The organism is Bacillus sp. AFS029637 (assembly GCF_002584985.1).
Classification (GTDB): Bacteria; Bacillota; Bacilli; order Bacillales; family Bacillaceae_G; genus Bacillus_A.
Genome location: NZ_NUPZ01000026.1, coordinates 1 through 22252 on the forward strand (window position 1 = coordinate 1; position 22252 = coordinate 22252).

The 22252-nt window shown below is 35.5% G+C and carries 26 protein-coding genes and 3 pseudogenes; 7 read left to right on the plus strand and 22 right to left on the minus strand.

Annotated features, from left to right (window positions below; genetic code table 11):
• The 6 genes from COE49_RS14785 to COE49_RS14810 all read right to left on the minus strand — a co-directional run.
• On the minus strand, positions 1 to 337 hold a 337-nt coding region (locus COE49_RS14785; RefSeq protein ID WP_240522828.1), incomplete at its 3' end, for a T7SS effector LXG polymorphic toxin.
• A complete protein-coding gene (locus COE49_RS14790; protein ID WP_088229511.1) occupies positions 334 to 696 on the minus strand; it encodes a DUF3958 family protein in 363 nt (120 codons plus the stop codon). The genes COE49_RS14785 and COE49_RS14790, both read right to left, overlap by 4 nt.
• A 40-nt stretch (positions 697 to 736) precedes the next feature.
• A complete protein-coding gene (locus COE49_RS14795) occupies positions 737 to 1012 on the minus strand; it encodes a TIGR04197 family type VII secretion effector (protein ID WP_088229512.1) in 276 nt (91 codons plus the stop codon).
• A gap of 211 nt (positions 1013 to 1223) precedes the next feature.
• The gene (locus COE49_RS14800) at positions 1224 to 1517 is read right to left on the minus strand and encodes a putative quinol monooxygenase (protein WP_088229513.1); all 294 of its coding nucleotides are present in this window, start codon (positions 1515 to 1517) and stop codon (positions 1224 to 1226) included.
• 39 nt (positions 1518 to 1556) lie between these two features.
• Positions 1557 to 2195, minus strand: a complete 639-nt coding sequence (locus tag COE49_RS14805; RefSeq protein WP_088229514.1) for a nitroreductase family protein — start codon at positions 2193 to 2195, stop codon at positions 1557 to 1559.
• Positions 2196 to 2214: 19 nt separating this feature from the next.
• Positions 2215 to 2643, minus strand: a complete 429-nt coding sequence (locus COE49_RS14810; RefSeq protein ID WP_000204172.1) for a MarR family winged helix-turn-helix transcriptional regulator — start codon at positions 2641 to 2643, stop codon at positions 2215 to 2217.
• A gap of 264 nt (positions 2644 to 2907) precedes the next feature.
• Between COE49_RS14810 and COE49_RS14820 the strand changes: the two genes are divergently transcribed.
• Positions 2908 to 4851: an elongation factor G gene (locus COE49_RS14820; protein ID WP_098945939.1), complete on the plus strand. Its 1944-nt coding sequence runs from the start codon at positions 2908 to 2910 to the stop codon at positions 4849 to 4851.
• Positions 4852 to 4897: 46 nt separating this feature from the next.
• Here COE49_RS14820 and COE49_RS14825 read toward each other — a convergent pair whose 3' ends face one another.
• Both COE49_RS14825 and COE49_RS14830 read right to left on the minus strand, forming a co-directional pair.
• The gene (locus COE49_RS14825; protein WP_098945940.1) at positions 4898 to 5563 is read right to left on the minus strand and encodes an alpha/beta hydrolase; all 666 of its coding nucleotides are present in this window, start codon (positions 5561 to 5563) and stop codon (positions 4898 to 4900) included.
• Positions 5564 to 6031: an NUDIX hydrolase gene (locus COE49_RS14830; protein WP_098882386.1), complete on the minus strand. Its 468-nt coding sequence runs from the start codon at positions 6029 to 6031 to the stop codon at positions 5564 to 5566. It abuts the gene before it with no gap.
• 192 nt (positions 6032 to 6223) lie between these two features.
• Here COE49_RS14830 and COE49_RS14835 point away from each other — a divergent pair, with 192 nt between their 5' ends.
• Positions 6224 to 7006: a DUF4240 domain-containing protein gene (locus tag COE49_RS14835; RefSeq protein ID WP_088229519.1), complete on the plus strand. Its 783-nt coding sequence runs from the start codon at positions 6224 to 6226 to the stop codon at positions 7004 to 7006.
• Between the two features lie 58 nt (positions 7007 to 7064).
• On the opposite strand, the gene COE49_RS14840 is transcribed toward COE49_RS14835, so the two are convergent.
• Positions 7065 to 8102: an SDR family oxidoreductase gene (locus COE49_RS14840; protein ID WP_088229520.1), complete on the minus strand. Its 1038-nt coding sequence runs from the start codon at positions 8100 to 8102 to the stop codon at positions 7065 to 7067.
• A 258-nt stretch (positions 8103 to 8360) separates the two neighbouring features.
• The gene (locus COE49_RS14845) at positions 8361 to 9119 is read right to left on the minus strand and encodes an SDR family oxidoreductase (RefSeq protein WP_088229521.1); all 759 of its coding nucleotides are present in this window, start codon (positions 9117 to 9119) and stop codon (positions 8361 to 8363) included.
• A gap of 146 nt (positions 9120 to 9265) precedes the next feature.
• Between COE49_RS14845 and COE49_RS14850 the strand changes: the two genes are divergently transcribed.
• Positions 9266 to 9832, plus strand: a complete 567-nt coding sequence (locus COE49_RS14850) for a TetR/AcrR family transcriptional regulator (protein WP_088229522.1) — start codon at positions 9266 to 9268, stop codon at positions 9830 to 9832.
• Positions 9833 to 10199: 367 nt separating this feature from the next.
• Here COE49_RS14850 and COE49_RS14855 read toward each other — a convergent pair.
• From COE49_RS14855 to COE49_RS14870, 4 genes and pseudogenes are all read right to left on the minus strand, one after another.
• Positions 10200 to 11140: pseudogene (locus tag COE49_RS14855) on the minus strand (serine hydrolase domain-containing protein).
• 24 nt (positions 11141 to 11164) lie between these two features.
• Positions 11165 to 12056: pseudogene (locus COE49_RS14860) on the minus strand (AraC family transcriptional regulator).
• A gap of 48 nt (positions 12057 to 12104) precedes the next feature.
• On the minus strand, positions 12105 to 12575 hold the full coding sequence (locus tag COE49_RS14865; protein ID WP_098840833.1) for a GNAT family N-acetyltransferase: 471 nt from the start codon (positions 12573 to 12575) through the stop codon (positions 12105 to 12107).
• A gap of 17 nt (positions 12576 to 12592) precedes the next feature.
• Positions 12593 to 12994, minus strand: a complete 402-nt coding sequence (locus COE49_RS14870) for a DUF3980 domain-containing protein (RefSeq protein ID WP_098357084.1) — start codon at positions 12992 to 12994, stop codon at positions 12593 to 12595.
• A 96-nt stretch (positions 12995 to 13090) separates the two neighbouring features.
• Between COE49_RS14870 and COE49_RS14875 the strand changes: the two genes are divergently transcribed.
• Positions 13091 to 13543 (plus strand): NUDIX hydrolase, encoded by a 453-nt coding sequence (locus COE49_RS14875; RefSeq protein WP_098882383.1) that lies wholly within the window; start codon positions 13091 to 13093, stop codon positions 13541 to 13543.
• 33 nt (positions 13544 to 13576) lie between these two features.
• Here COE49_RS14875 and COE49_RS14880 read toward each other — a convergent pair whose 3' ends face one another.
• On the minus strand, positions 13577 to 14488 hold the full coding sequence (locus tag COE49_RS14880; RefSeq protein ID WP_098357086.1) for a DMT family transporter: 912 nt from the start codon (positions 14486 to 14488) through the stop codon (positions 13577 to 13579).
• Between the two features lie 125 nt (positions 14489 to 14613).
• On the opposite strand from COE49_RS14880, the gene pdxR reads away from it, so the two are divergent.
• Together pdxR and COE49_RS14890 are read left to right on the plus strand one after the other, a co-directional pair.
• Positions 14614 to 16056 (plus strand): MocR-like pyridoxine biosynthesis transcription factor PdxR, encoded by a 1443-nt coding sequence (gene pdxR / locus COE49_RS14885; RefSeq protein WP_098357087.1) that lies wholly within the window; start codon positions 14614 to 14616, stop codon positions 16054 to 16056.
• Positions 16057 to 16187: 131 nt separating this feature from the next.
• On the plus strand, positions 16188 to 16628 hold the full coding sequence (locus COE49_RS14890; protein ID WP_088229530.1) for a YaiI/YqxD family protein: 441 nt from the start codon (positions 16188 to 16190) through the stop codon (positions 16626 to 16628).
• A 76-nt stretch (positions 16629 to 16704) separates the two neighbouring features.
• On the opposite strand, the gene COE49_RS14895 is transcribed toward COE49_RS14890, so the two are convergent.
• The 6 genes and pseudogenes from COE49_RS14895 to COE49_RS14925 all read right to left on the minus strand — a co-directional run bounded on the left by COE49_RS14895 (position 16705) and on the right by COE49_RS14925 (position 20594).
• Entirely contained in the window at positions 16705 to 17019 is a 315-nt protein-coding gene (locus COE49_RS14895; RefSeq protein ID WP_088229531.1) for a DUF3892 domain-containing protein, read from the minus strand.
• Between the two features lie 121 nt (positions 17020 to 17140).
• Positions 17141 to 17965 carry a DUF2785 domain-containing protein gene (locus COE49_RS14900; protein ID WP_088229532.1) on the minus strand — a complete coding sequence of 275 codons (825 nt, stop codon included), beginning with the start codon at positions 17963 to 17965 and terminating at the stop codon, positions 17141 to 17143.
• A gap of 128 nt (positions 17966 to 18093) precedes the next feature.
• Positions 18094 to 18765, minus strand: coding sequence for a nucleoside/nucleotide kinase family protein (locus tag COE49_RS14905; protein WP_098357088.1), 672 nt, complete (start codon positions 18763 to 18765; stop codon positions 18094 to 18096).
• Positions 18766 to 18938: 173 nt separating this feature from the next.
• Positions 18939 to 19682 (minus strand): metallophosphoesterase family protein, encoded by a 744-nt coding sequence (locus COE49_RS14915; protein WP_098357089.1) that lies wholly within the window; start codon positions 19680 to 19682, stop codon positions 18939 to 18941.
• Between the two features lie 13 nt (positions 19683 to 19695).
• A pseudogene (locus tag COE49_RS14920) lies at positions 19696 to 19809 on the minus strand (aminoglycoside phosphotransferase family protein); the annotation flags it as partial.
• Positions 19797 to 20594: a VOC family protein gene (locus tag COE49_RS14925; RefSeq protein WP_098357090.1), complete on the minus strand. Its 798-nt coding sequence runs from the start codon at positions 20592 to 20594 to the stop codon at positions 19797 to 19799. The pseudogene COE49_RS14920 and the gene COE49_RS14925, both read right to left, overlap by 13 nt.
• 208 nt (positions 20595 to 20802) lie before the next feature.
• On the opposite strand from COE49_RS14925, the gene COE49_RS14930 reads away from it, so the two are divergent.
• Entirely contained in the window at positions 20803 to 21696 is an 894-nt protein-coding gene (locus COE49_RS14930) for a sulfite exporter TauE/SafE family protein (protein WP_088229536.1), read from the plus strand.
• A gap of 20 nt (positions 21697 to 21716) precedes the next feature.
• On the opposite strand, the gene COE49_RS14935 is transcribed toward COE49_RS14930, so the two are convergent.
• Positions 21717 to 22178, minus strand: a complete 462-nt coding sequence (locus COE49_RS14935) for a GNAT family N-acetyltransferase (RefSeq protein ID WP_098252479.1) — start codon at positions 22176 to 22178, stop codon at positions 21717 to 21719.
• Positions 22179 to 22252 lie beyond the last annotated feature (74 nt).

The window sequence follows — 22252 nt, forward strand, 5'->3', positions numbered from 1 at the left end:
TACTTGCAATCGATTGATTGATTTCCTGTATTTGTTGTCTTATTTCATGTTCGATCACATCTGTTGAAGCAACTTTTGCTTGGAACTCATTTGGGAATGCTTCGTTTTGGCGAATTAATTCTTCACATAAGCATATAATTCCTTGCGCTAATGGCCGAAATGTTTGGACAAGGTAGGCTTTTGCACTACTGTATGTTTGTCCTTGTAATACTGTATCTATCGCAAACGCATCGATAGATTGAATGGCTTGTTCCATACTTTGAATCGTAGCATTACATATAGCGTTCATACTTTGAGTTTGATTTTGTACTTCTCCCAAATACATGTTTAAACTCATGTATTGACCTCCCTTTGTAGTTGCTGCTGTTCATAGGAAAGGTCGTTTTCTTTCTCACTGAGATGCCGTTTTTCTTTAAGCAACGTCTCTTTTTCGTTTTCTAATTCGTATGTAAGTTTTCTTTCATACTGCCTGATCTCTTGCCGCATATTCGTAAAAAGGTGAAATACTTCTTTGTCACCATGCCAAGTTTCTAGTATTCTGCTGAATAAACGATTACTTCGATTTTTCCATTCATAGAAACTAGCCTCAGCTTGTTCTTGATTTTGCAGCGCAATTCGGTTTTTATTTTGTTCTTCAAATATAATTCGTAATTTTTGATTACATTGACTGATTCTCGTTTCAAGTTCTTGACTCATCTTTTCTCCCTACCTTTTCCCCTTTACGTAGGCCGTTACATTATTGAAAAGTCTTTTGAAGTCCGGTATCCATTTTCTCAAATTCATTTGCTACAGAATGGATATTATCAATCGTCTGTTGAAAAGCAGCGCAAAATTGTTTCGTGATGTGTAAATTTTGCTGATTTGCTTCTTGTGCTTTGAAGTTCACAGATAGTGTAGTACGCGTTGCCTTATTTATAGAGCGACTAGTAGCACTCTGCATTCTATCTGAAGCAGTTCTCATTTTCGTTGCAAGTTGCGTTGCCCTATGCAAATTACTTTGAAATTCTCCCATTACTTACTCCCCTCTACCTTTTATTTACAAAAATTATACCACGGAAAAATATTCTAATAAACCGAATGTTCGAATTTAACATACAATTCAGCACTGTTACTGAGGATACGAGCAAATCTTCTATTTCAACATAACTGTATCGAAAGTAGATTCTACTTATACAAAAAAAGATGACCTCAGCCATATGCTAAAGTCATCTTTTTCTACCTTATTATTTTACTAATTCTCCATTATAAGCTTTTATATTTAGCGGAGCTGTTAAAAATTGCGGTGCTTTACTAACGAAAGATGTGAAGTGTTCACTCGTATTATGACTCGCAACTGCTGCTTCATCTTTCCATACTTCTACCATCGTATAAACACTTTCTTTTTCTGTATCTTTATATAGTTCATAAGATACATTTCCACTTTCTTCTCTAGAACCATGAAGTAGTGGCTGAATTTCTTCTAAAAATGATTGTTGTTTCGCTGGATCTACTTGAAATATTGCGTGAATAATAATCATGGTGTTTCCCCTCTCATATTCCACTTATTTCTTTTAAAATTACTTCCACTCAGCAACTTTTTCAACTGGAAGACGTACTGATTGATAACCACTGTCAGCTGCTTTTCCGATTGAAATTAACATAACTGGTACGTGACGTTCTTTATCTAATCCGAATGCTTCTGCGATTTGGTCTTTTTCAAATCCACCAATTGGGCAAGTGTCATAGCCGTGAGCACGAGCTGCTAGCATAAATTGCATCGCTACAAGACCACCGTCAATTAAAACCGTATCTTTCATTACTTCTGGTGTAACCATTGAGAAGTAAGCTGAAAGTTTTTTCATTTGATCTTCTTTTACTTCAGCTGGCATTAAACCACGCTCTACTGCTGTACCGTAAATTTCTTCTGCGTTATCAAAGTTGTTTAAGTCACCAAATAAAGCGATCATCGCTGAAGATGTTTCTACTTGAGATTGATTGAATTTCGCAAGTGGCGCAAGTGTTGCTTTTGCTTCGTCACTTTCAATCACTACGAATCTCCATGGTTGCATGTTTACTGAAGATGGTGCAAGTGTTGCTTCTGTAAGAATTTCTGTCATTTCTTCTTTGCTAATTTTCACTGAAGGGTCGTACTTACGAATTGAACGACGTCCTGTTAAAATTTCGTTAAAATCATTTGTTTTTACTGAGTTAGTCATAGTTGTATTCTCCCTTTTTTTATAATTCTTTTATATTTTCTTGAATATGGTTTAACATATTTAAAAGATTGTCTCGTTCTTCTTCACTTAATCCTTTAAATGCAGATGCTGCAAAACGCTCTTTTTCCTCTTGAAACGCTTGAATTTTATTTCGTCCCTCTTCAGTAAGAGAAACTAACGTAATTCTGTTATCATCTGGATTTTTACGTCTTACAATCATTTCATTTGCCTCAAGCTGCTTTAAATGTCTCGTAATCGCAGCATTATCAATATTCACTTCTTGCTGAAGTGCTTTTTGACTAATTTCACCTACTTCATATAACTGAAGTATAAGCTCTAATCGAGACTGGCTCATACCCGTACACCCTTCAAACTTCGAACTTACTTCTTTATTTAGAAAGTGTAATTTATATAAAATAATCGCTTCTTTTGAGCACGAACTTGTCAAATTAACCCTCCTTCACAATCAAAATAAAAATGTTTGATGTATCAATAGTTGATATGTCAATTAATATAATCTATATCGATTTAGAATGCAAGCATTTTGTTTTCATTTTTATTTTTCCAAATTAAGGCGCTTTGTAGCGTTACAAAAAATGTAAATTTCATTATAATAATAATAATTTAAATGACTGGAGAGTGATTGTTATGCGGCAATACACAAATAGAAATGAGGAAATGAAAATGGGAAATGAAATGAGGATATTTATATATGACAACAATAAATATAGGGATTGTTGCACACGTAGACGCTGGCAAGACGAGTTTGACTGAGCGTATTCTATATGAAACGAATGTAATTAAAGAAGTTGGCCGAGTTGATAGCGGGAGTACACAAACTGACTCAATGGAATTAGAAAGACAACGCGGAATTACGATTAAAGCTTCTGTCGTTTCTTTCTTTATTGATGATGTAAAAATAAATGTCATTGATACACCTGGACACGCTGATTTTATCGCTGAAGTGGAGCGATCGTTCCGCGTTTTAGACGGTGCGATTTTAGTTATCTCTGCCGTTGAAGGTGTGCAAGCACAAACAAAGATTTTAATGCGAACATTACAGAAACTAAACATACCGACTATTTTATTTGTTAATAAAATTGATCGTAGTGGTGCAAATACTGAAAAAGTTATGAAACAAATAAAAGAAATTCTTTCAAATGAAGCATTCCCCTTCTATTCTGTCCATAACGAAGGAACAAAGACAGCTCATATTATTGAATATAAATCATATGACGATTGTATAGGGCGATTAGCGCCATATAACGAATCATTGCTTGCATCATATGTAAATAATGAAATAATACCGGACGCATTATTAAGAAAAGAGCTAGAACAACAAATACAGCAAGCAAATGTGTATCCAGTCTTTTTCGGATCAGCCATGACAGGCATGGGCGTACCTGAACTACTTGAAAATATTTCAGCCTTACTTCCAGCTAATAATTCGTCTCAAGATGAAGAATTATCCAGTGTTGTTTTTAAAATTGAACGTGAATCTTCCGGAGAAAAGATTGCTTATGTAAGAGTTTTTTCAGGTAGCTTACACGTTAGAAAATATGTGGATATACAGCGCAATGAATCTCTACCACATAAGGAAAAGATTAAAAAAATGTGCATGTTTCATAATGGAGATGCTTTACAAACTTCTACCGTTCCAAGCGGTGAATTTTGTAAAGTGTGGGGACTGAGTGATATTAAAATTGGTGATATTATTGGTGAACGGACGGATTATATAAAAGATATTCACTTTGCCGAACCACAAATGGAAGCTGCAATCGATGCAGTACCTAAGGAACGAATTCATGATTTATACGCTGCTCTTATGGAACTATGTGAAGAAGATCCACTCATTAAAGTGTGGAAAGACGATATTCATAATGTACTATACATTCGCCTTTTCGGTGAGGTGCAAAAAGAAGTCATTGAAACAACGCTTTATGAAAAATACAATATACAAGTTGCTTTTTCAAACACACGAGTTGTATGTGTCGAAAAGCCAGTCGGTATAGGTTATGCTGCCGACGTAATGGGTGAAAAAGCGAATCCATTTTACGCGACAATTGGTTTCAAGGTTGAACGTGGAAAGCATAACTCTGGCATAACATATAACCTAGGTGTTGAGCTTGGTTCATTGCCTTTAGCATTTCATAAAGCGATTGAAGATACAGCATTCCAAACGTTAAAACAAGGTTTATACGGATGGGAACTTACGGATATTATCGTCACGTTAACACATACCGGCTATGCAAGTCCTGTTACAACAGCGAGTGACTTTAGAAACTTAACACCGCTCGTTTTAATGGATGCTTTAAAACAAGCTAAAACATATGTATATGAACCAGTTAATGCGTTTGAATTAACTGTACCGGAGCAAGCAATTAGTACCGCAATGTATAAGCTCGCTGCCATTCCAGCAACTTTTGCAGAGCCTATATTATATAATGATTCTTACCAATTAACAGGAGCATTACCTGTTGCGAAAACAGAGCATTTTAAACGCATGCTTCATTCATTTACTGAAGGAGAAGGTATCTTTACAACAAATCCAGCTGGTTTCACAAAGCTGAAGCCTCCCTTCCCTACTCGAAAACGTGTTGATTATAATCCGCTGAATCGGAAGGATTATTTGCTTCATGTGCTGAAGGCTTATTAAAGTAAAAGAGGTGCAATTCGCACCTCTTTTTGCATGTATTGATAAGTTAGTTTTCCCTAATAATTTCTTTAAGCTTTTCTATTATTTTCGCTATTGCTTCAATTGAATTTTCTGTTTCATATTCTCCAACATTTACAGAATGATTTGCGTTTTTGATAACATCAATTTTTAAATTTGTATTATGTAACTGATTAATTTGATCTGCATTGTATTGGTGATCTTTGTCTCCAATTACTAAAAGCCCTTCATGATCACTATGTAAGATAGATTCAAAAATCGTATCAAACGTCAGTAAAGGTGTAAGTAATATCATTTTTGACTGCAAAAACTCTTCTCTCTTCATTACACCATTCGCAATTGGAATCGTTCCAAGTGATTTCCCTAAAAACATTGTATGACTGTATTGCTCATCTTTTAATACTTCATTCATTATAGGATGAATATCATCCATCATTACTTTCGTTACTTCTTCCATTGGTTTATTCATTAATTGTCCATCATAAGAATAATGAATATGTACAACATCCATTTTATGTTCAAGCATTAACATCGTCGCATAATAAAATAACGGCTTATCGTAATTGTATCCTGAACCTGAGAACATAAAGCAAACCGTACTAGAACCTTTTTCTATATGTGTATAATGAATTACTTTGTCATTTATATGTATCTCTTTTTTAGTCCCCTTCACCGTTCTCCCCTCCGAATACATTTAATCTTGTAAGACGATATGTTCTGTATGAACTGCTATATCCTTTACTTTCTCTTTTATAAACGCCGGCTGTAAGTTATATGCTTCTAACTCTTCTACCGGCACCCACTTAAATAAATACTTCCTTCCCTCTTCTTCCAAAATATATTGATCTTCTCCATTTGCAGGTAACTCATGTAGCTCTACTTCGTAATAAAAACTAATCTCATGAAACTTTCGCTCAGAAAGTGTGAAGAAATTTTCTACTGACCATATTAATCTCTTCACTTCAATAGGAACATTTAGTTCTTCTGCAAGCTCTCGTTTTAATGCACCTTCACTATTTTCTAGCATTTTCACCCTTCCGCCTGGTACGTACCAAAAATCTTCACCTTCACCTTGCTGAATGAGTATTTTATTATCGTATTTACAAATTGCTCCGACACGGTAATTAAAACATGTTTCCTCTACTTTAAACGTAAGATCCATCTGTAATGCCCCCTTATATATTAAATATCGAATTATAAAAAAACGATTATGTATGTACAAATAAGATTACTAAATTCGCCCACTTCATTCAATCATTTTCGAATTTTCCGAACTCTTATTTTTCATCATTACAAGTGTATATACATATGTTACAATCACATTGCACACTAGAAAAACAGTATGGGGGTACGAATGGAAACGTTATTAATCCAGCAAACTGAGAAATCCAATAAGTTTTGGAAAATCGTTGTGAAAGAAAAAGACTACGTTGTGTTTTATGGGAAAATTGGCACAGCTGGCAGCGTGAAAGCGAAAGAATTTGAAACAGAAGAAGAATGTATGAAAGAAGCTAACAAACTAGTTGCTTCCAAACGTAAAAAAGGATATACAGACCCATGCCCTGGGGAAATTTACATAAAAGAAAAAACGATAACAGAAGAAGAATTTTGGGAACTACTTAGTCGTGCAAAAACGAAAGGTGAAGACCAAGAAGAACAAATAGAATGGCTTACTTCTCATCTCGCAAAACGTACAGTACATGAAATTGTAGCCTTTGATACGCATATGCATCGTATTTTGACAGCTTCCTATACGTCTCGTTTATGGGCTGCTGCCTATATTATTTTAGGTGGTTGTTCGGACGATTGTTTTGATTACTTCCGCGGATGGTTATTATATCAAGGAAAAGAGACATACGAAGCTTGTATTGAAGATCCAGAACGGTTAATTCCTGTATTAGAAAATTTGAGTGAGTATGACGTCCCAGAAATAGAAGAACTTTCTTTATATTTCGGTTTCACTGTATATGCAGAAAAAACTGGTGACGAAGATGATACTTACTTTACACTTTACCATGTCTTATCTAATGAAGAATTCGACGATGTAGATTTTGAGTTTGACTGGAATGAAGAAGGTTTAAAAAAGAAGTTTCCTAAGCTATGGGAGATGTATGGGGAAGAACCGATTGAGTGGTAGATGAATATTAGGACTCTGTTTAGCAAATAGACAGAGTCCTTTTTCATTGGACTCTTATTTAAACTCTCTTTATTTCATGCCACTTTTCTAACAGCACCTTTTCTCTTTCCTTTGAAATACCTGCTTTTAATTCCCTATTTTCCATTTCCTTCATCCACCCATACACGTCTGTAACTGTATCTTCTAAACTTCTAAAAGTAAGCCCTTCTTTAACGGCACTCTCGACACTAATAGAAAACCCACCTTTCCACGGCTTCGTTTCCCCTTCTAACGGAAAAGTTTCGGGAAGCCATAAAGGCATCTCTGTCCAAGGCTGCACTTTATGTTCATTCATAAACGATTCATCAACCCAAACAAATTCAGCATCGCTATTCGTAACCTTTTTACATGTATTTAATAGTTCTTCCATCGTTAATTCATCATTCGGACCTGTTATATTGAATGTACCTGCTTTATTATTTTCTGCCATGTCGAGTCCAAAGCTCGCGACATCTTTTATATCAACTAATTGTACTGGACGATCTTTTCTTCCTGGAACTAACACTTTTCCGCCCTTTGCTACACGCTGAATCCAGTATGGAAGTCGATCTGTATAATCAAACATTCCTGAAAGAAGTCCTGCTCTTACGTGTAAAACACGCCCCGGCCAATACTTCTCTACTTCTTTTTCACATAATACTTTAAGCGCACCATAATACTCATAAGGAGATATTTCACCATTCTCTACAGCCTTTATTTGCTCACCCGTTGGTTCAGGTTGTAATATATAGTCTTCTTTTATGTCATGCGGGATCCAATCTTTATATACGGAAAGGCTTGAGATGAATATATAGTGTTCAATATTATCTTTCAGTACTTCTCCAACATTTCTAATGTGATGTGGAGAAAATCCACATGTATCTACGATAACATCCCATTTTCGATTTTCTAAACTTGATACATCACCATTTCTGTCACCGATAAGCTGCTCCACTTCAGGAAAAACTTCTTTGTTTGTTCCGCGGTTAAATAATGTAACTTCATGTCCTCTGTTCAAAGCCTCTTCTACAAAAGCTCTTCCTAAAAATCGTGTACCGCCTAGTATTAGAATTTTCATGGTTCTCCCCCATTCGTGATAAAAAATCTATTCATTTGTTTAACGATTTTTTATTGTGGAAAGTTACGCGGGATTTTCTTTTTTACTACAATTTTAATTCTATAAGCAAAAAAGAAACCCTTTTGAAAAATTAATCAATACGGTTTCTTAAATAAAAAGTACTTATTTTTATATGTATTATATGGACAATGCCCCTGCCAAATTGACAGGAGCATTGCTTTTTCAAAACTTATTTTCTTTTTTAAACTTGAATTAAAATTAATATGAAGTCCAGCCGCCGTCTACAGAAATGACTTGTCCGTTTACGAAACTAGCTTCGTCTGACCCTAAGAAGATAGCCAGTTGTGCAACTTCTTCTGGTTGTCCAGCACGTGGATTAATTGCCATACCTAATGCTTGACGGCTCGCACCAAATTCGCTCACATTCGTCATTGTAGAAGCAATGTTTGTTATGACTGCTCCAGGGGCGATACCGTTACAACGGATGTTGTTGTTTGCATACATAAAGGCCGTATTTTTTGTTAGGCCAACGACTGCATGTTTAGATGCTGTGTAAACAGCACCAGCACGTGCACCGCATAATCCACCTGCAGAAATATTATTGACGATCGTACCGTGTCCTTGTTCCAAGAATAGATTCACTGCAATACGCATTGTTTTCATTACAGATACTGTATTCACAGAGAAAACCTTTTCCCAGCGTTCGTCTGAAACTTCACCAACAGGTTCCATTCCATCCATGATACCTGCATTATTAACAAGAATATCTAATTCCCCGTAAGCTTGTTTTGTTTCATCGAAAAGGCGTTGAATATCTTCATCAGAGGTAACGTTTGTTTGAACAGCAATGGCCTCTGCACCTGTAGCTTTAATTCCTTGCACTACATATTGAGCCCCTTCTAAATTTAAGTCTGATACAACGACTTTTGCTCCTTCTTTTGCATAACCTTCTGCAATTGCTTTCCCCATACCTGACGCAGCACCAGTGACAATTGCTACTTTACCTTCTAATCTCATCTGAAACGGCCCCCTTTGTCTTTTATTGCACAGTTGTTCAATAAAAATTATAATAATTTAAAAGAGCGCTTACAATGAGCAAAAAAGTGATAAATGTTCAATAATTAACACATCGAAAGAAATGTGTTCATTAAGAGGTGAAAAAAATGATGCGTACAGATATGCGTATTGTGAAAACAAAAGAGGCGTTACATAACGCATTGTTAGAATTATTAAACGAAAAAACTTTAGAAGTCATCTCCATCTCGGAAATTTGCAGAAAGGCAAAAGTAAATCGTGGTACATTTTACTTGCATTATAAACAAGTAGAAGATTTATTTGAGGAGTATTTTAAAGAAATTACAGCAGATTTGACACGTTCTTATCAAGAACCTTATCGCTACGTATCAGTATTGAAAACTAGTAAATTAGATCCTACTACAATTCGGATTTTTCATCATATCGAAAAATATAAATCATTCTACAGAATTGTATTTTCCAAAAAGGTTCCTTTAATATACTATTATTTATTTTTTGAGGAAATAAAACATTTGTTACTTCAAGATAAAGAAGCTTTATTTAAAGAAGGGGTGAACCCTTCACTTTATTGTTCCTACCAAGCGAATGCGATTATTGGCATCATTATTGAATGGTATCAAAATGATTTTTCTTATAGTACAAGTTATTTAAATGATCAACTTGTTCAATTTTTAAACTTGGGAGTAGATGGTTAATTTAAAACAAAGTTGTATTGTTTATAAAAAAGATGTACCGAAACTAACTACACTCTGTTACTGCACTAACTGGGCAGAATAACTCAATTAGAAAACTATCTCCATATGAAATATCCGTAAACTTAAAGTAACTCCAAAATATACAATGAAAGTTGATTTTGGAGTTATTTTTTGTTTAATTCACTTTTCTTCGGCACTCTGCATCTAGACGGTAAATCTGTTGACCACGGTAAGACTTTATCAATTTCTTCTTTATTGTTTAAATCGATATTTGGGAGCGTTTCAAACAAATAAAGAAGATAATAATATAGAGAACAAAACAAGTATAACTAAACCTTTTATTCTCATTTTCATAAAAATAAACATATTAATCTTTTAAATAAGGAAATATGTACTCTTTAATTAACTCCCATACATCATTAGCTTCCAATATAATTCCAGCTGCTATGGCCACCACCAAATCCTTCTCCGGTACACAACAAATCACATTCCCACCATCACCCATGGCACAGTATGAAAAGATTCCATCCTCTTCTCGTAACCACCATAAGTAACCATATTGATTTTGGTTCATTTCTGTCGACTCTTTTACCCATGATTTTGAAAGAATTTGCTTTCCATTATGAGTACCATCACTCAAATATAATTGTCCAAACTTCACCATATCTCTAGCTGTTAAAGTTAGTCCCCAGCCGCCCGTCGAAATACCATTTGGATCATGAACCCATCCTTTCACATCTTTTCCGAATAAGTCATCGAATCCAAAAGATTTCATATTGTAGTTTGGAATTTCTCTCATACCGAGTGGCTGAAATAAGTATTCATTCGCAAATTCACGCGCACTTTTTCCTGTTACACTCGTAATAATTGCTGATAGTACATGCGCTCCTGCAGATGAGTATTTAAAAGATCCGATTTCTCCGCCGTTCCCCATTCTATTAAGTGTATACTGTACCCAATCCTCTTGTGTACATAGTTCTTCTAACGGTTCTTGCCAGTCTACAAAAGGATATGGCGCTGTCATTGTTAGAAGATGGCGTACTGTTACTTCAGATGCCTTAAGTTTATATTCAGGGAAAAACTCTATTACTTTTTGATCAACGCTTTTTATATAGCCTTTATCTATACATATCCCAATTAGCGCAGAGATTATCGTTTTTGTAACTGACGCTACATGAAATGCATTATTTGGTCCGTAACCGTTATAATATTTTTCAAAAATAACATTACCTTTCTGCACTACTAACATACCATTCATATTTTATATTCTTCTTTTATAATCTGATCTAACTTTTCAGCAGTTTTCATTATTCCTCTCCCTTTAACCTATAATTAAAAAGGTTCGATAGGTACATATATATCAACTATATGTTTCTTTTCTGGGATGCTTCTTTGGATCATTTCTATACACTTCAAAAGGATACGAATCTCTCGGTTTATATCCGCTATTTGGCAGCCATTCACCGTATATAAAATCCCATGCTCCTTTATATTCATCTTGGAATATTTCAAAATGCCCTACTGCATACTTTCCAGAAGCTATTACCATTATTCCAATATCACTCGTTTCTACTGCGGGCGCATCTGGAATTGTTATACATAAACTTGTTCTTAAATGATAGTCTTCTGTAAACTCATGATGATCGTGGTAAATGGTTAATACTTTCGTATCCTCAAATACATGATAGTTTTGCTTAGCTGCGTAATGAAATAATTTCTCTATCATTTTCGGAAAAGCTATAGTTAACTCTTCATATGTACCGATATGTCTTATGTATGCGACGTTTATATCGTCCGCTGTTACAATTTCAACATTTCCTCGAACCTTCTTACATTCATTGTATTGAGAAGGTTCACTTACGTCTTTGCAATTCTTGCTATTATGGTTTCGATATTGAGACGGACTTACACCGTAATAACTTTTAAATGTCCGAGAGAAAACTGCTGAATCTGTGAAACCAAAATGGTAAGCGATATCCGTAATCGTCATATCCAATCGATATGTAAGAATGTTTGTTGCCCTTTCTAACTTCAAGCGATTCACATACCGGGATAACGGTTCATCTACTATTCCTTTAAAAATTCTATGAAAATGATACTTTGAAAATCCTGCGACATTGGCTAACTCTTCAATTGAAAGTGAATCATTTATGTGTGATTCTATATAGTCTTGTACTTTATAAATGCGCCTTATGTACTCATTTCTACTTTGTTTACTCTCCATATCTCTTTCTCCTCACAATAAAAAGGCTAACTTAGCGCTAGCCTACTTTTACACATGTTTCAAAAACAAAACTCTACTCCCGCCGTTCCCGTCATAATTTGTATGTACCGATACACCCTCTACCTCATCATCCCCAGCCTCAATTCGAAAACCGATTTCTTGATGAAATAATATCGACTTTTTATTAATTGGTGATGTGATTGCTTTTACAACTTTACGGTTATTTGCACGAGCTACATCAAAGAAATAAGAATATAATGTCGATGCGATTCCTCGTCTTCTATACTTCGGATTTACTCCGATAAAATGAACGTACGCTTCCTCTTTATGCGTTTGCGAAAAGAATCCACATAAAAAACCTAACGTTTCTCCCTCTTCTTCAATAATAAAACTCGTTTCTTGAAAGTGGACGAAAAACAATTTTGGCAACATGCCAGCCATGTCTCTCCCGCCCCACCAATCATTTAAAACAGAATGAATTTTTACATAATCTTCCCCTTGGATATTTCTTACTCGCATATGTTTCTCCCTCTCACTCACTTCATTTTTTCATAAATTTTAATGACTGTTTCTACTAGAAGGATGAATACCCAAATACCTGAAAACACAAGCACAGACTGGAATATCGATCCAATTACCATAACACCAACTGCACCTGTTATTGAAAATGATATTCCACCAAGCCCTGGATCCTGTATAAGTGCTCCAGCAGAAAAAGCGGTTATAATAGAGAATATTAAATAAATAACACTCATTATTTTTAATATCTTTATAGAAAGATACGAAGTTTGTTTTTCTTCCAATTGTGATAATTCGATTTCTCCGCTCGCAATTCCTTTTTGCAAACAATCTTCACATAGAAATTCTTCCTTAATTTTTTTACCACCGTGCAATGTACCTGTTATTTCTTTACAGCGCGAACACTTTCGATTTATCATTTTGGTATCACTCCCATCTCATAAGATTATACTTATACAATTCCATTATTACCTTAATATTCCTTTTATGTATTTTATAGAAAGATGAGGTGTTTTATGATGTCTAAACTTACTTTTGGTTGTAAAAAGCTTACTGAGCAATATGTATTACGACCTAGTTGTTATGCAATTATTTTTAACTCAACTTCTTCAAAGATTGCTGTTGTCCAAAAAGGGGAACGATACTTTTTACCTGGTGGCGGTATGGAAGGTACTGAAACAAAAGATGAATGCTTACATCGTGAACTACTAGAAGAATTAGGATGGGCAATTGAAATTGAGCAGTATATCGGTAATGCAATGCGATATTTTTATGCTGAAAAGGAAGATACATATTATTTAAACGATGGGTTCTTTTACATCGCGAACATGGTGAATCAGCAAACTGAAAACTGTGAGGAAGATCATGTTTTGCGGTGGATGTCTCCTTTACTTGCTGTAGAGCTTCTCATTCATGATCATCAAAAATGGGCCATTGAACAAGCGATTTTATTACGAAATAAAAAATGATCTCCTTCTATGTGAAAGAGATCATTTTTACTACTAACTTACTTTTTTCAAATTGAGAGCAGGCTTTTTGATTCCGCCTTTTTTGACTACATATAAACCGATGAAGATAATAAGACCGCCAACTAATTGCATCATATTGATTTCCTCTCCGATTGTTACAGCTGCAAAGATAACTGCGAACAATGGTACAAGATACATATAAACCATTACTTTTGTTGAGCCGATTTTGCTAATACCGACATACCACATCGCAAGTCCGAAAATTGTCGCAAAGACGATCGAATATGCTAGTGAGCCCCAGCTTGGCATATCTACTGGCCACGTTAATGTATTTACGTTGAATAAACAGTATATAACGAGAGGTACAATTCCAATTAAAGTAGACCATGATGTGACTCTCATTGCAGAGTATTTTGTAATAAGAGGTTGCGCTAATATCGGATACCATCCCCACGCAATTGCCGCGACTAATCCAATTACATTTCCGAGCCATGCATACTCGTAAGTAGCTCCTCCTGTATGCCCTGTTAATAAAACGAATGCTGCACCAATAAATGCTACTATCGAACCAATTTGCACTTTCATCGAAAAACGTTCTTGTTTGTGCAATACTGCTAATATCCCTGTAAATATAGGTGACATCGCAATTAATAATGAGGCGTTCGTTGCTGAAGTATATTTCACAGATAGCATAAACATCGTTTGATACATCGTCGTTCCAACAATGCCTACTGCTAATAATCGTAACCAATCTTTTCTTTCAATACGTAATGAGCGTTCCATTATAAAAGTAATAAGTAATAATACCGGTGATGCTACTAAAAATCGTAAACTATTAAATTGAATGGATGACATAAATGCCACGCCATACTTTCCAATTGTATAATTTGCTCCCCATACTAATGCAACTGATACTAGGAGCCATTCCATTTGCCATCGTTTCATCCGAATCTCCCCTTCCATATTTAGCATAGTAAAATTGGCTGGATAAAACACCGTCCAATTGGCTGTTTTTTTACCCAGCCAATTTGCTATACTTGATGTAGTGAAAAGATACGGAGGCGTTTTTTATGCAATGGAAGCTAGATAATGACAGTAAAATCCCTATTTATCAGCAAGTTGTTGACTTTATTGAAAAACGTATTACATACGGAGAACTTCCTCCAGGTAGCTTCCTCCCTTCAGAACGGAAATTAGCTACTCAATTAAATGTAAACCGAAGTACAGTAACAACTGCTTATAATGAACTTCGTGCTATGGGAATTGTAGAAAGTACGACCGGTAAAGGTACACGTGTGAGTACACATATGTGGGGCGTTTCTCCAACATTAACGCCGAACTGGAGAAATTTCGTAGAAGGTGGTACGTTTTTACCAAACTTACCGTTACTTCGTCATATTCGGTCAGAAGTACAACAAAATGAAAATATTATAGATTTCGCTAATGGAGAACTCGGTTGTAATCTCTATCCTCACGATCAACTACAAACGATTTTACGAGAACAACCGTTAACGAATTCATTAAGTTACGATCACCCGCAAGGTTATCTCCCACTAAGACAAGCAGTCGTAAGATATATGAAAGAATATTTAAAAGTTGAAGCAACCGAACAATCCATTATGATTACATCCGGCGCGCAGCAAGCACTTCACCTTATCGTACAATGTTTATTAAATCCAGGTGATGCTGTTGCTTTCGAAAGTCCATCACACTGTTATTCCCTGCCGTTATTCCAATCAGCAGGTATTCGTATTTTCCCGTTACCCGTCGACGAACACGGTATTAATCCAGACGATGTGCAAGAATTATTTAGAAAGCATCGTATTAAAATGATTTTTTTAAATCCAAATTTCCAAAATCCTACGGGAACGATGCTTCATCCAAAGCGCAGAAAAAAACTGTTATCACTTTGCGCAGACTTACGAATTGCGATCGTTGAAGATGATCCGTCTAGTTTACTTACGTTAGAAAAGAAACAACCTTGTCCTACTTTAAAATCAATTGATGAAAACGGAACAGTCATTTATGTACATTCCTTATCAAAAATGATCGCACCAGGTTTACGAGTCGGCTGGCTTGTCGCCCCGCAGTCTGTAGTAGAAAGGTTATCTGACGCACGGCACCAAATGGAATTAGGTATGAGCATATTCCCGCAGTGGCTTATGCAGCAGTTTTTTGAAACCGTACCATTTCAATCCCATATCGTACCGTTACGAAAACAACTAGCAGAAAAAAGAGACGTTATCGTCCGCGCCCTAAACGAGCAACTTCACGATAAAATCTCTTTTTCAAACCCGACCGGCGGTATATACATATGGGGAAAATTAAAAGAACCGATAAACGAAAAACAACTCATTATGCAAAGCTTAAAACAAGAAATTGCCTTTATGCCAGGTAGTATTTTCGGCGCGAAAGATGGTTATATTCGTTTATCTTATGGGAAAGTGAATATTGATCAAATTGAGGAAGGTATTGCTCGTTTGCGTGAAGCTATTTTGGTTTGTGAAAAATAACATTAGGTAAAGAGATCTTGTTTGACAAAAGATAAATCTACCATTATTATCAAGTCGAACCTATTTATCCCGCTATTTGTGGGCAGTAAAACTCCCACTAATTCAAGTTTCACTTTATAGGAGTGATAAAAATGAAAATTTACGTTGATGCAGATGCATGCCCTGTAAAAGATGTTATAATCTTTGAAGCTACGAAGGCAGAAATTCCTGTTACACTCGTTACTAGCTTTTCTCATTATTCTAATGCAGAGCAGCCAAAAGGTGTGGAAACAATTTATGTTGATTCTGGAGCAGATGCTGCGGATTACCGGATTATGCAGTTAGCAAAAAAAGAAGATTTAATCGTTACACAAGATTACGGTCTTGCTTCACTCGCTTTAGCAAAAGGCTGTATCGTTCTTCATCATAAAGGATACAAGTATACGAATGAAAACATTGACCAACTATTACAAACACGTTATTTAAGTGCAATGGTTCGAAAAAGCGGCAAGCGTACAAAGGGACCAAAACCATTTACAGCAGAAGATAAAGAGAACTTTAGAGCACTCTTTAAAAGTGTGATTGCACTTTAGAAATGAACCTTCTATTTGAAGAGAAAGAAAAGAAGAGAATATCCAAATGAACATTCTCTTCTTGAGGTTTACCCTTTTAAAATGAAGGTAAATTGTCTAAATTATTTTCCTTTATACCATCCGCTTCACTACGTATAATATCCCTACCATACTTATGAAATACGTCCAAATGAGCTAACTTCCCTGATTTTGCTTCGTTAAGAGCAGTAATATAATCTAACTCTCTTCCGCCGCTTGTTTTAAATGCAATTAAATCCCCGTCATCATTTTTACGAACGGCAACTATTTGTTCTGCCCCTGAAACGACATTCTGAGCTACTTCAAATTGAACTTGCTCTTCCCCTTGATGTAAGTAATCATTATAAACTTTTTCAAAGTCTTTTTTGTCCATTAAACTCACCTCCAACACATTTTATTAGTATGGTTGGGAGGTGCTGGTTTTATGTACTTTAACATAATGTATTTTCATTTATTATAAGTATTGAATCATATATTCTAATCCGAAGACTTTTTTAATACCTACGCAAATCCTTCAAAGTCTCCAATATATCATCTGTAAAGGCTGTACTGCCCTCTGTCTCTAAAACTCTAAAATATAAACTTCTTAAGAAAGCTCTAATATTTTGTACTAAAATATCATACTGGGGGTGCGGGATGTCTTCAACAATAGCTATACTATGTAACCAGTTGCTCCACTCTTCTTCAGTTAAAAGGTTTTGGTTACGTAACGACATAATTGGCGTTACTAATCTCTCATCCTCAAAGTGTATGTATACGTAGTCATTTAAACGAACCTTTTGACGAACAGCAGCTAGTATTGCATATGAAAATTCACGATTTTGTATTGTACGAGCTAAAGCATCTAGCGCATCAGCAGCATGTGCTGTAGAATGTGCCCAGCCTTTTCCTTCTACGTAACCTCTTACATCTTCTTCTAAATAGACATATTCTAGCACTTGTTCTGCCACACTGTACAGTTGTTCTTCAGATAACAACGGTTCTCTTTCATGCACAGATAAAATAAGTGGCGGGATTAAAACAGAGAATGCACGTTTGAAAACAGAGTCTGTTCCCTTTTCTCCAATTTTATAAAATAAATAATCCGGGCTAATTGCTTGTAACATTAATCCTCGTAATTCTTTTTGTCTAAACACATCATTTGTAATCCACTGATGAAGCGTACTATATATCAAATCATCTCGTAATTCAGCATCAGGTGATCCGATATAATCTAGCATCCACTGTGCATATGGATATGCATCTACGTCTTCTGGTACAGCATAATTGTTATTTTTGATTTGTTGTAGTTCTTCTTTTAATTCTAGTACTTCATTCATTATATCCCCGTCCCCTTTTTACGTTTTGTAATTGCCTTATCCCCTGTTCTTCACTTCATAAAATTAATTTCATTATACAAGAATTATAACAACAAATATAAGGCTATACATATATTTCTGATTATGTATTACGTTCTTTCATGAAATATAACTCCTGGATTTCCTAAATCACTATTCTGAAATACAACATCCGCACACCCTATCGGATTATGCTCATCTATATACATTTTACAAGCCGCATGATACCTGTTTAAAAACATCTTCTCTGCTTTTTCAAAGCTTCCAAAAGCTTCAGTCTCCCGCTTCGAACCACGTTTCCTCGCAATCTCAAAATCTGTATCTACAAAAATTTTGTAATCAAATAAATGCTCAATGTCTTTTTTCAATAGAAATGTTCCATCTACTATTAATACCATATTTTTCTGGGCTACTAGCGGTTCATTATGAACAAGGATATCCGTTATTAAGTTATGAGAAATCGTTTCATACTGTAAATTCCCATTAGGTCCTAAAGGCATTAATAACCTTTCTTTAAAAGCTGTATAATCGTGCGCATCTTCATAATATCCTCTAGCAGATTCTTTACCTTGCGTATAGCGAATCACTCTCGGGTTATGAAAATCGTCAATACTTGCGCGTGTTACTGGTACTCCTTGCTTTTTTACTTCTTCCGCTAGTTCGTTTGCAAATGTTGTCTTTCCTGAAGCTGTAATACCACTTATTCCCACTCTTATTGGATGGGTTAAGTTTAATTTTAAAATATGATCTACAATTTTTTTTATGTGGTTTTTACGGTTCATGATATTTCCTCCTACAATAAGTTTACATAATATAATTATGAGTAAGAATTTATGTCACTATTTGTCGGTAAGTCGATATCCTATGTCGAATCGTCGATATACCGAAAAAATCGTTGATATATTTTAAGTTACGAAAGATATATTTGAAAAATCGTTGATATATTATTATTCGCTTACTTCCCCTTAAACCCTCGATACAAAGCAGTCCGTAACTCCTGTTTATATTCTTCAATTTCCGGCATATCGAGTTCTTCTGCTAGTCTGATAGCCAATTCAATATCATACGGTACTCGTACGAGTTGGATGGAAAAACTCGTTGCTTCTTTTTCATTGTAAGTCCCTTCAAAGATTAAATAGGATGCTTGTGTAATTTCAAGAGGATTTCCTACACTACCAGCATTACATAACGTTTTCCCTCTGAAATTTTGAACAAATGCTTGGTGAACGTCACCGTAACAAACGACATCTGGTTTTCTTTCCCCTTCTATATTTTCCGTCAAATCACTATTTTCGAACATACTAATACGCTCTTCTCTTGTAGCATGTGGTTGAATTCTTTCGTATAAACTTCTCGGTGAAGCGTGGAACATACGAATGAGTTTTCCGCTCATATAAAACTCGATTGAAAATGGTAAACTTCTTAAATACTCATTTTGTTCTTCTGATAGTTGTTTTTGATGCCATTTTAACGCTTCAAATTCAGTCGATTTTGTTATAAAATCATCCCAGTTTCCCATTACGACTACTTCACATTCTTTACGAATAATTTCAATTACTTCGCTTGAATGAGGGCCTTTTCCGACTAAATCTCCAAGACAAATAATACGCTCTATACCTCTTAATTTAATATCTTTCAGTACAGATTCTAAAGCTGGAATATTACCATGTATATCTGAAATTACTGCTATTTTATCCATATGAATCCCTCCGTTATTTATTGTTTATTATATCTACATGTTGTGATTGATACCATTTTGGAATATAAGATGAAAAATGATTATAATCTTCTAAAATTCGGTTTACTCTCTCTTTCAATATATGTACAAACTACCTAACACTTCATGTTCTCGTTTATTTTCCCCTTTAAACTCCACTGCAAAAGGACATTCGCCTTGATTCTTCAAGCATTCTAGTACTAATCCTTCCCCAATTGGTTCACAAAACTGTACATAAATGTCACCAAATGATACGCTTTGACACTCTGCATTCCATTCTTCATTTTTCACGATCTGGCTTGCCGTTAGCCTCATTACTTCTCTCCATTTCCGCACCGTTTCTCGAACGTTTTTCACTGCATAATGAATCGTTTCAATTTGTTGTACTTTGTTTTTATGTTCAGCAATCGTCCCTGTTTTATGTAAATCGATTCTTCTTTCTTCGTCCGTTTCATTCCACTGTATAAAGAAGGGTAATTTCGGTCCGTTCTCTTCTTGCTTTACAAATAACATTTTCCATTCTAAAAGACGGCCATCTTTTCTCATACGTTTCCCTTCAAATGGTCCAATCGTTTGTATGCCATGCTTTCTGAACTTAACTGCTAATTCTTCAATTGCACCTGTTCGAATTGCGATTTGTAGCATTCCTTCTCCAGCTTGTAATTTCACGACCGTTTCCTGCACTAATGGATTTTCTGCTTCTTTCGCTTTTTCTTCATGCTGGACTGCTAAAAACTCTATATATGATAAGTCAAAATAACATAAACTATTCCAAGTACCCCAAGTCGTATGTTGTCCACCTAATGCAGTATGAAATCCACGCTCCTGCATTTGTTTTGCTGCTTCCTCCGGTGTGCCATGCACTGCATGAACGAGATGATCAAATGCTAACATTGTCTTTCTCCCCTTTCTCTCCATCCTTTTATTGTATATTTTATTTTTCTTTCATTCAATTCAAAAAACCTTAAAACCTAGTTGATTTATACGATTAATGTGTATTATAATAAAACAAATCTAATTATTGCTGATTGGAAAAACCAAAGGCACTTTTCTCATATGGGAAAAGTGCCTTTTTCATTTATTTATTACAGGGGGAATATTTATGCAGAAATTAATTGTATTTGCTATTATTGGATTTTTCGCTCAATTGATTGATGGAGCACTCGGAATGGCGTATGGGGTAACCTCTACTTCTCTATTATTAATGTTTGGTATCGCACCGGCTGTAGCTTCCGCTTCTGTTCACTTAGCTGAAGTCGTTACAACTGCCGCTTCTGGTGCATCTCACATTAAATTTGGAAACGTGGATAAATATACCGTTTCCAGGCTTACGTTACCAGGAGCAATTGGTGCATTTATTGGGGCATGTTTTTTAAGTAATTTACCTGGCAATGTGATTAAACCGTACATTTCAATATTTTTATTCACTTTAGGGGTTTATATTTTATTACGATTTCTTATTCAAAAACAAATTGTCGCTTCAAAAAAACGTATGTCTGCCAAACAACTTGTACCGCTCGGTTTATTCGCTGGATTCGTCGATTCAACTGGCGGTGGTGGCTGGGGTCCAATTACGACACCTGTGCTACTTGCAAGAGGAAATGAAGCTAGAAAAGTGATTGGCTCTGTAGATACGAGTGAATTTCCTGTTTCGCTCGCTGCAACAATCGGCTTCTTCATCTCACTTGGCTGGGAACAAGTAAGCTGGGTTTGGGTATTCTCCTTAATGCTTGGCGGTATTGTTGCAGCTCCAATTGCAGCATGGTTAGTACGCATCGTTCCATCTCATTTACTTGGCGTATTAGTTGGTGGTCTTATTATTTTTACGAATATACGTACATTACTTACTACATTTAAAGTGGATCCAACTATTATTTCACTTTCTTACGTTGCAGTTGGTCTTGTCGTTATTATATCTATTTTTATTGCTGTCCGTAATCATTCGAAACATTCGACAATTGGATACCCGACAGATCAAAAACAAATACTACCTTAATTACAAAAATACCGCCCGATTTATTTCGAGCGGTATTTTTCTATTTTCCAATTGATCATCGTTTCTGTAGCATCTACTCTCTTCATATGTAATTTTTCTAATACACGGATTGAACCATAATTATCTAGAAGTGTCTCTGCAATAACCGTTTCTACTTCTCCTGTCTGAAAAGCCCACTTTATTAATTCAGCTACAGACTCTGTAGCATATCCTTTATTCCAATATTTCTCAATAAAACCGTAACCAATTTCTACTGTACCATTCTCGCTTGGTTTCCCTTTAAACCCTATATCCCCTAGTACGATGTCATCTTCTTTTCGAATGACATACCATGCGCCCCAAGGTAATAAAGCCGCATCTTCTTTTACATGTTCTACATGGCCTATAATATGTGGACCACTGTTATACCCTTGTTTTTCAGCAACACGAAACATCTCTTCTGTACATGGTACTATATAGAGCCTTTCCGTTTCTAATTTCACAATGATTTCCCCTTTTCCTTTAAACGTTTATCTCATTATAACAAAAAATATGACCACATTATGAATGTCGAATT

Bases quoted from the DNA above. Each gene is read 5' to 3' on its own strand.
- COE49_RS14850 (WP_088229522.1), top strand. From the start codon at position 9,266: ATGATGCGTACAGATATGCGTATTGTGAAAACAAAAGAGGCGTTACAT.
- COE49_RS14840 (WP_088229520.1), bottom strand. From the start codon at position 8,102: ATGAAAATTCTAATACTAGGCGGTACACGATTTTTAGGAAGAGCTTTT.
- COE49_RS14900 (WP_088229532.1), bottom strand. From the start codon at position 17,965: ATGAATGAAGTACTAGAATTAAAAGAAGAACTACAACAAATCAAAAAT.
- pdxR (WP_098357087.1), top strand. From the start codon at position 14,614: ATGCAATGGAAGCTAGATAATGACAGTAAAATCCCTATTTATCAGCAA.
- COE49_RS14795 (WP_088229512.1), bottom strand. From the start codon at position 1,012: ATGGGAGAATTTCAAAGTAATTTGCATAGGGCAACGCAACTTGCAACG.
- COE49_RS14880 (WP_098357086.1), bottom strand. From the start codon at position 14,488: ATGAAACGATGGCAAATGGAATGGCTCCTAGTATCAGTTGCATTAGTA.
- COE49_RS14825 (WP_098945940.1), bottom strand. From the start codon at position 5,563: ATGTATTCGGAGGGGAGAACGGTGAAGGGGACTAAAAAAGAGATACAT.
- COE49_RS14890 (WP_088229530.1), top strand. From the start codon at position 16,188: ATGAAAATTTACGTTGATGCAGATGCATGCCCTGTAAAAGATGTTATA.
- COE49_RS14805 (WP_088229514.1), bottom strand. From the start codon at position 2,195: ATGACTAACTCAGTAAAAACAAATGATTTTAACGAAATTTTAACAGGA.
- COE49_RS14800 (WP_088229513.1), bottom strand. From the start codon at position 1,517: ATGATTATTATTCACGCAATATTTCAAGTAGATCCAGCGAAACAACAA.
- COE49_RS14915 (WP_098357089.1), bottom strand. From the start codon at position 19,682: ATGGATAAAATAGCAGTAATTTCAGATATACATGGTAATATTCCAGCT.
- COE49_RS14790 (WP_088229511.1), bottom strand. From the start codon at position 696: ATGAGTCAAGAACTTGAAACGAGAATCAGTCAATGTAATCAAAAATTA.
- COE49_RS14845 (WP_088229521.1), bottom strand. From the start codon at position 9,119: ATGAGATTAGAAGGTAAAGTAGCAATTGTCACTGGTGCTGCGTCAGGT.
- COE49_RS14925 (WP_098357090.1), bottom strand. From the start codon at position 20,594: ATGTTAGCATTTGATCATCTCGTTCATGCAGTGCATGGCACACCGGAG.
- COE49_RS14870 (WP_098357084.1), bottom strand. From the start codon at position 12,994: ATGATAAATCGAAAGTGTTCGCGCTGTAAAGAAATAACAGGTACATTG.
- COE49_RS14930 (WP_088229536.1), top strand. From the start codon at position 20,803: ATGCAGAAATTAATTGTATTTGCTATTATTGGATTTTTCGCTCAATTG.
- COE49_RS14905 (WP_098357088.1), bottom strand. From the start codon at position 18,765: ATGAACCGTAAAAACCACATAAAAAAAATTGTAGATCATATTTTAAAA.
- COE49_RS14895 (WP_088229531.1), bottom strand. From the start codon at position 17,019: ATGGACAAAAAAGACTTTGAAAAAGTTTATAATGATTACTTACATCAA.
- COE49_RS14865 (WP_098840833.1), bottom strand. From the start codon at position 12,575: ATGCGAGTAAGAAATATCCAAGGGGAAGATTATGTAAAAATTCATTCT.
- COE49_RS14820 (WP_098945939.1), top strand. From the start codon at position 2,908: ATGACAACAATAAATATAGGGATTGTTGCACACGTAGACGCTGGCAAG.
- COE49_RS14830 (WP_098882386.1), bottom strand. From the start codon at position 6,031: ATGGATCTTACGTTTAAAGTAGAGGAAACATGTTTTAATTACCGTGTC.
- COE49_RS14875 (WP_098882383.1), top strand. From the start codon at position 13,091: ATGATGTCTAAACTTACTTTTGGTTGTAAAAAGCTTACTGAGCAATAT.
- COE49_RS14835 (WP_088229519.1), top strand. From the start codon at position 6,224: ATGGAAACGTTATTAATCCAGCAAACTGAGAAATCCAATAAGTTTTGG.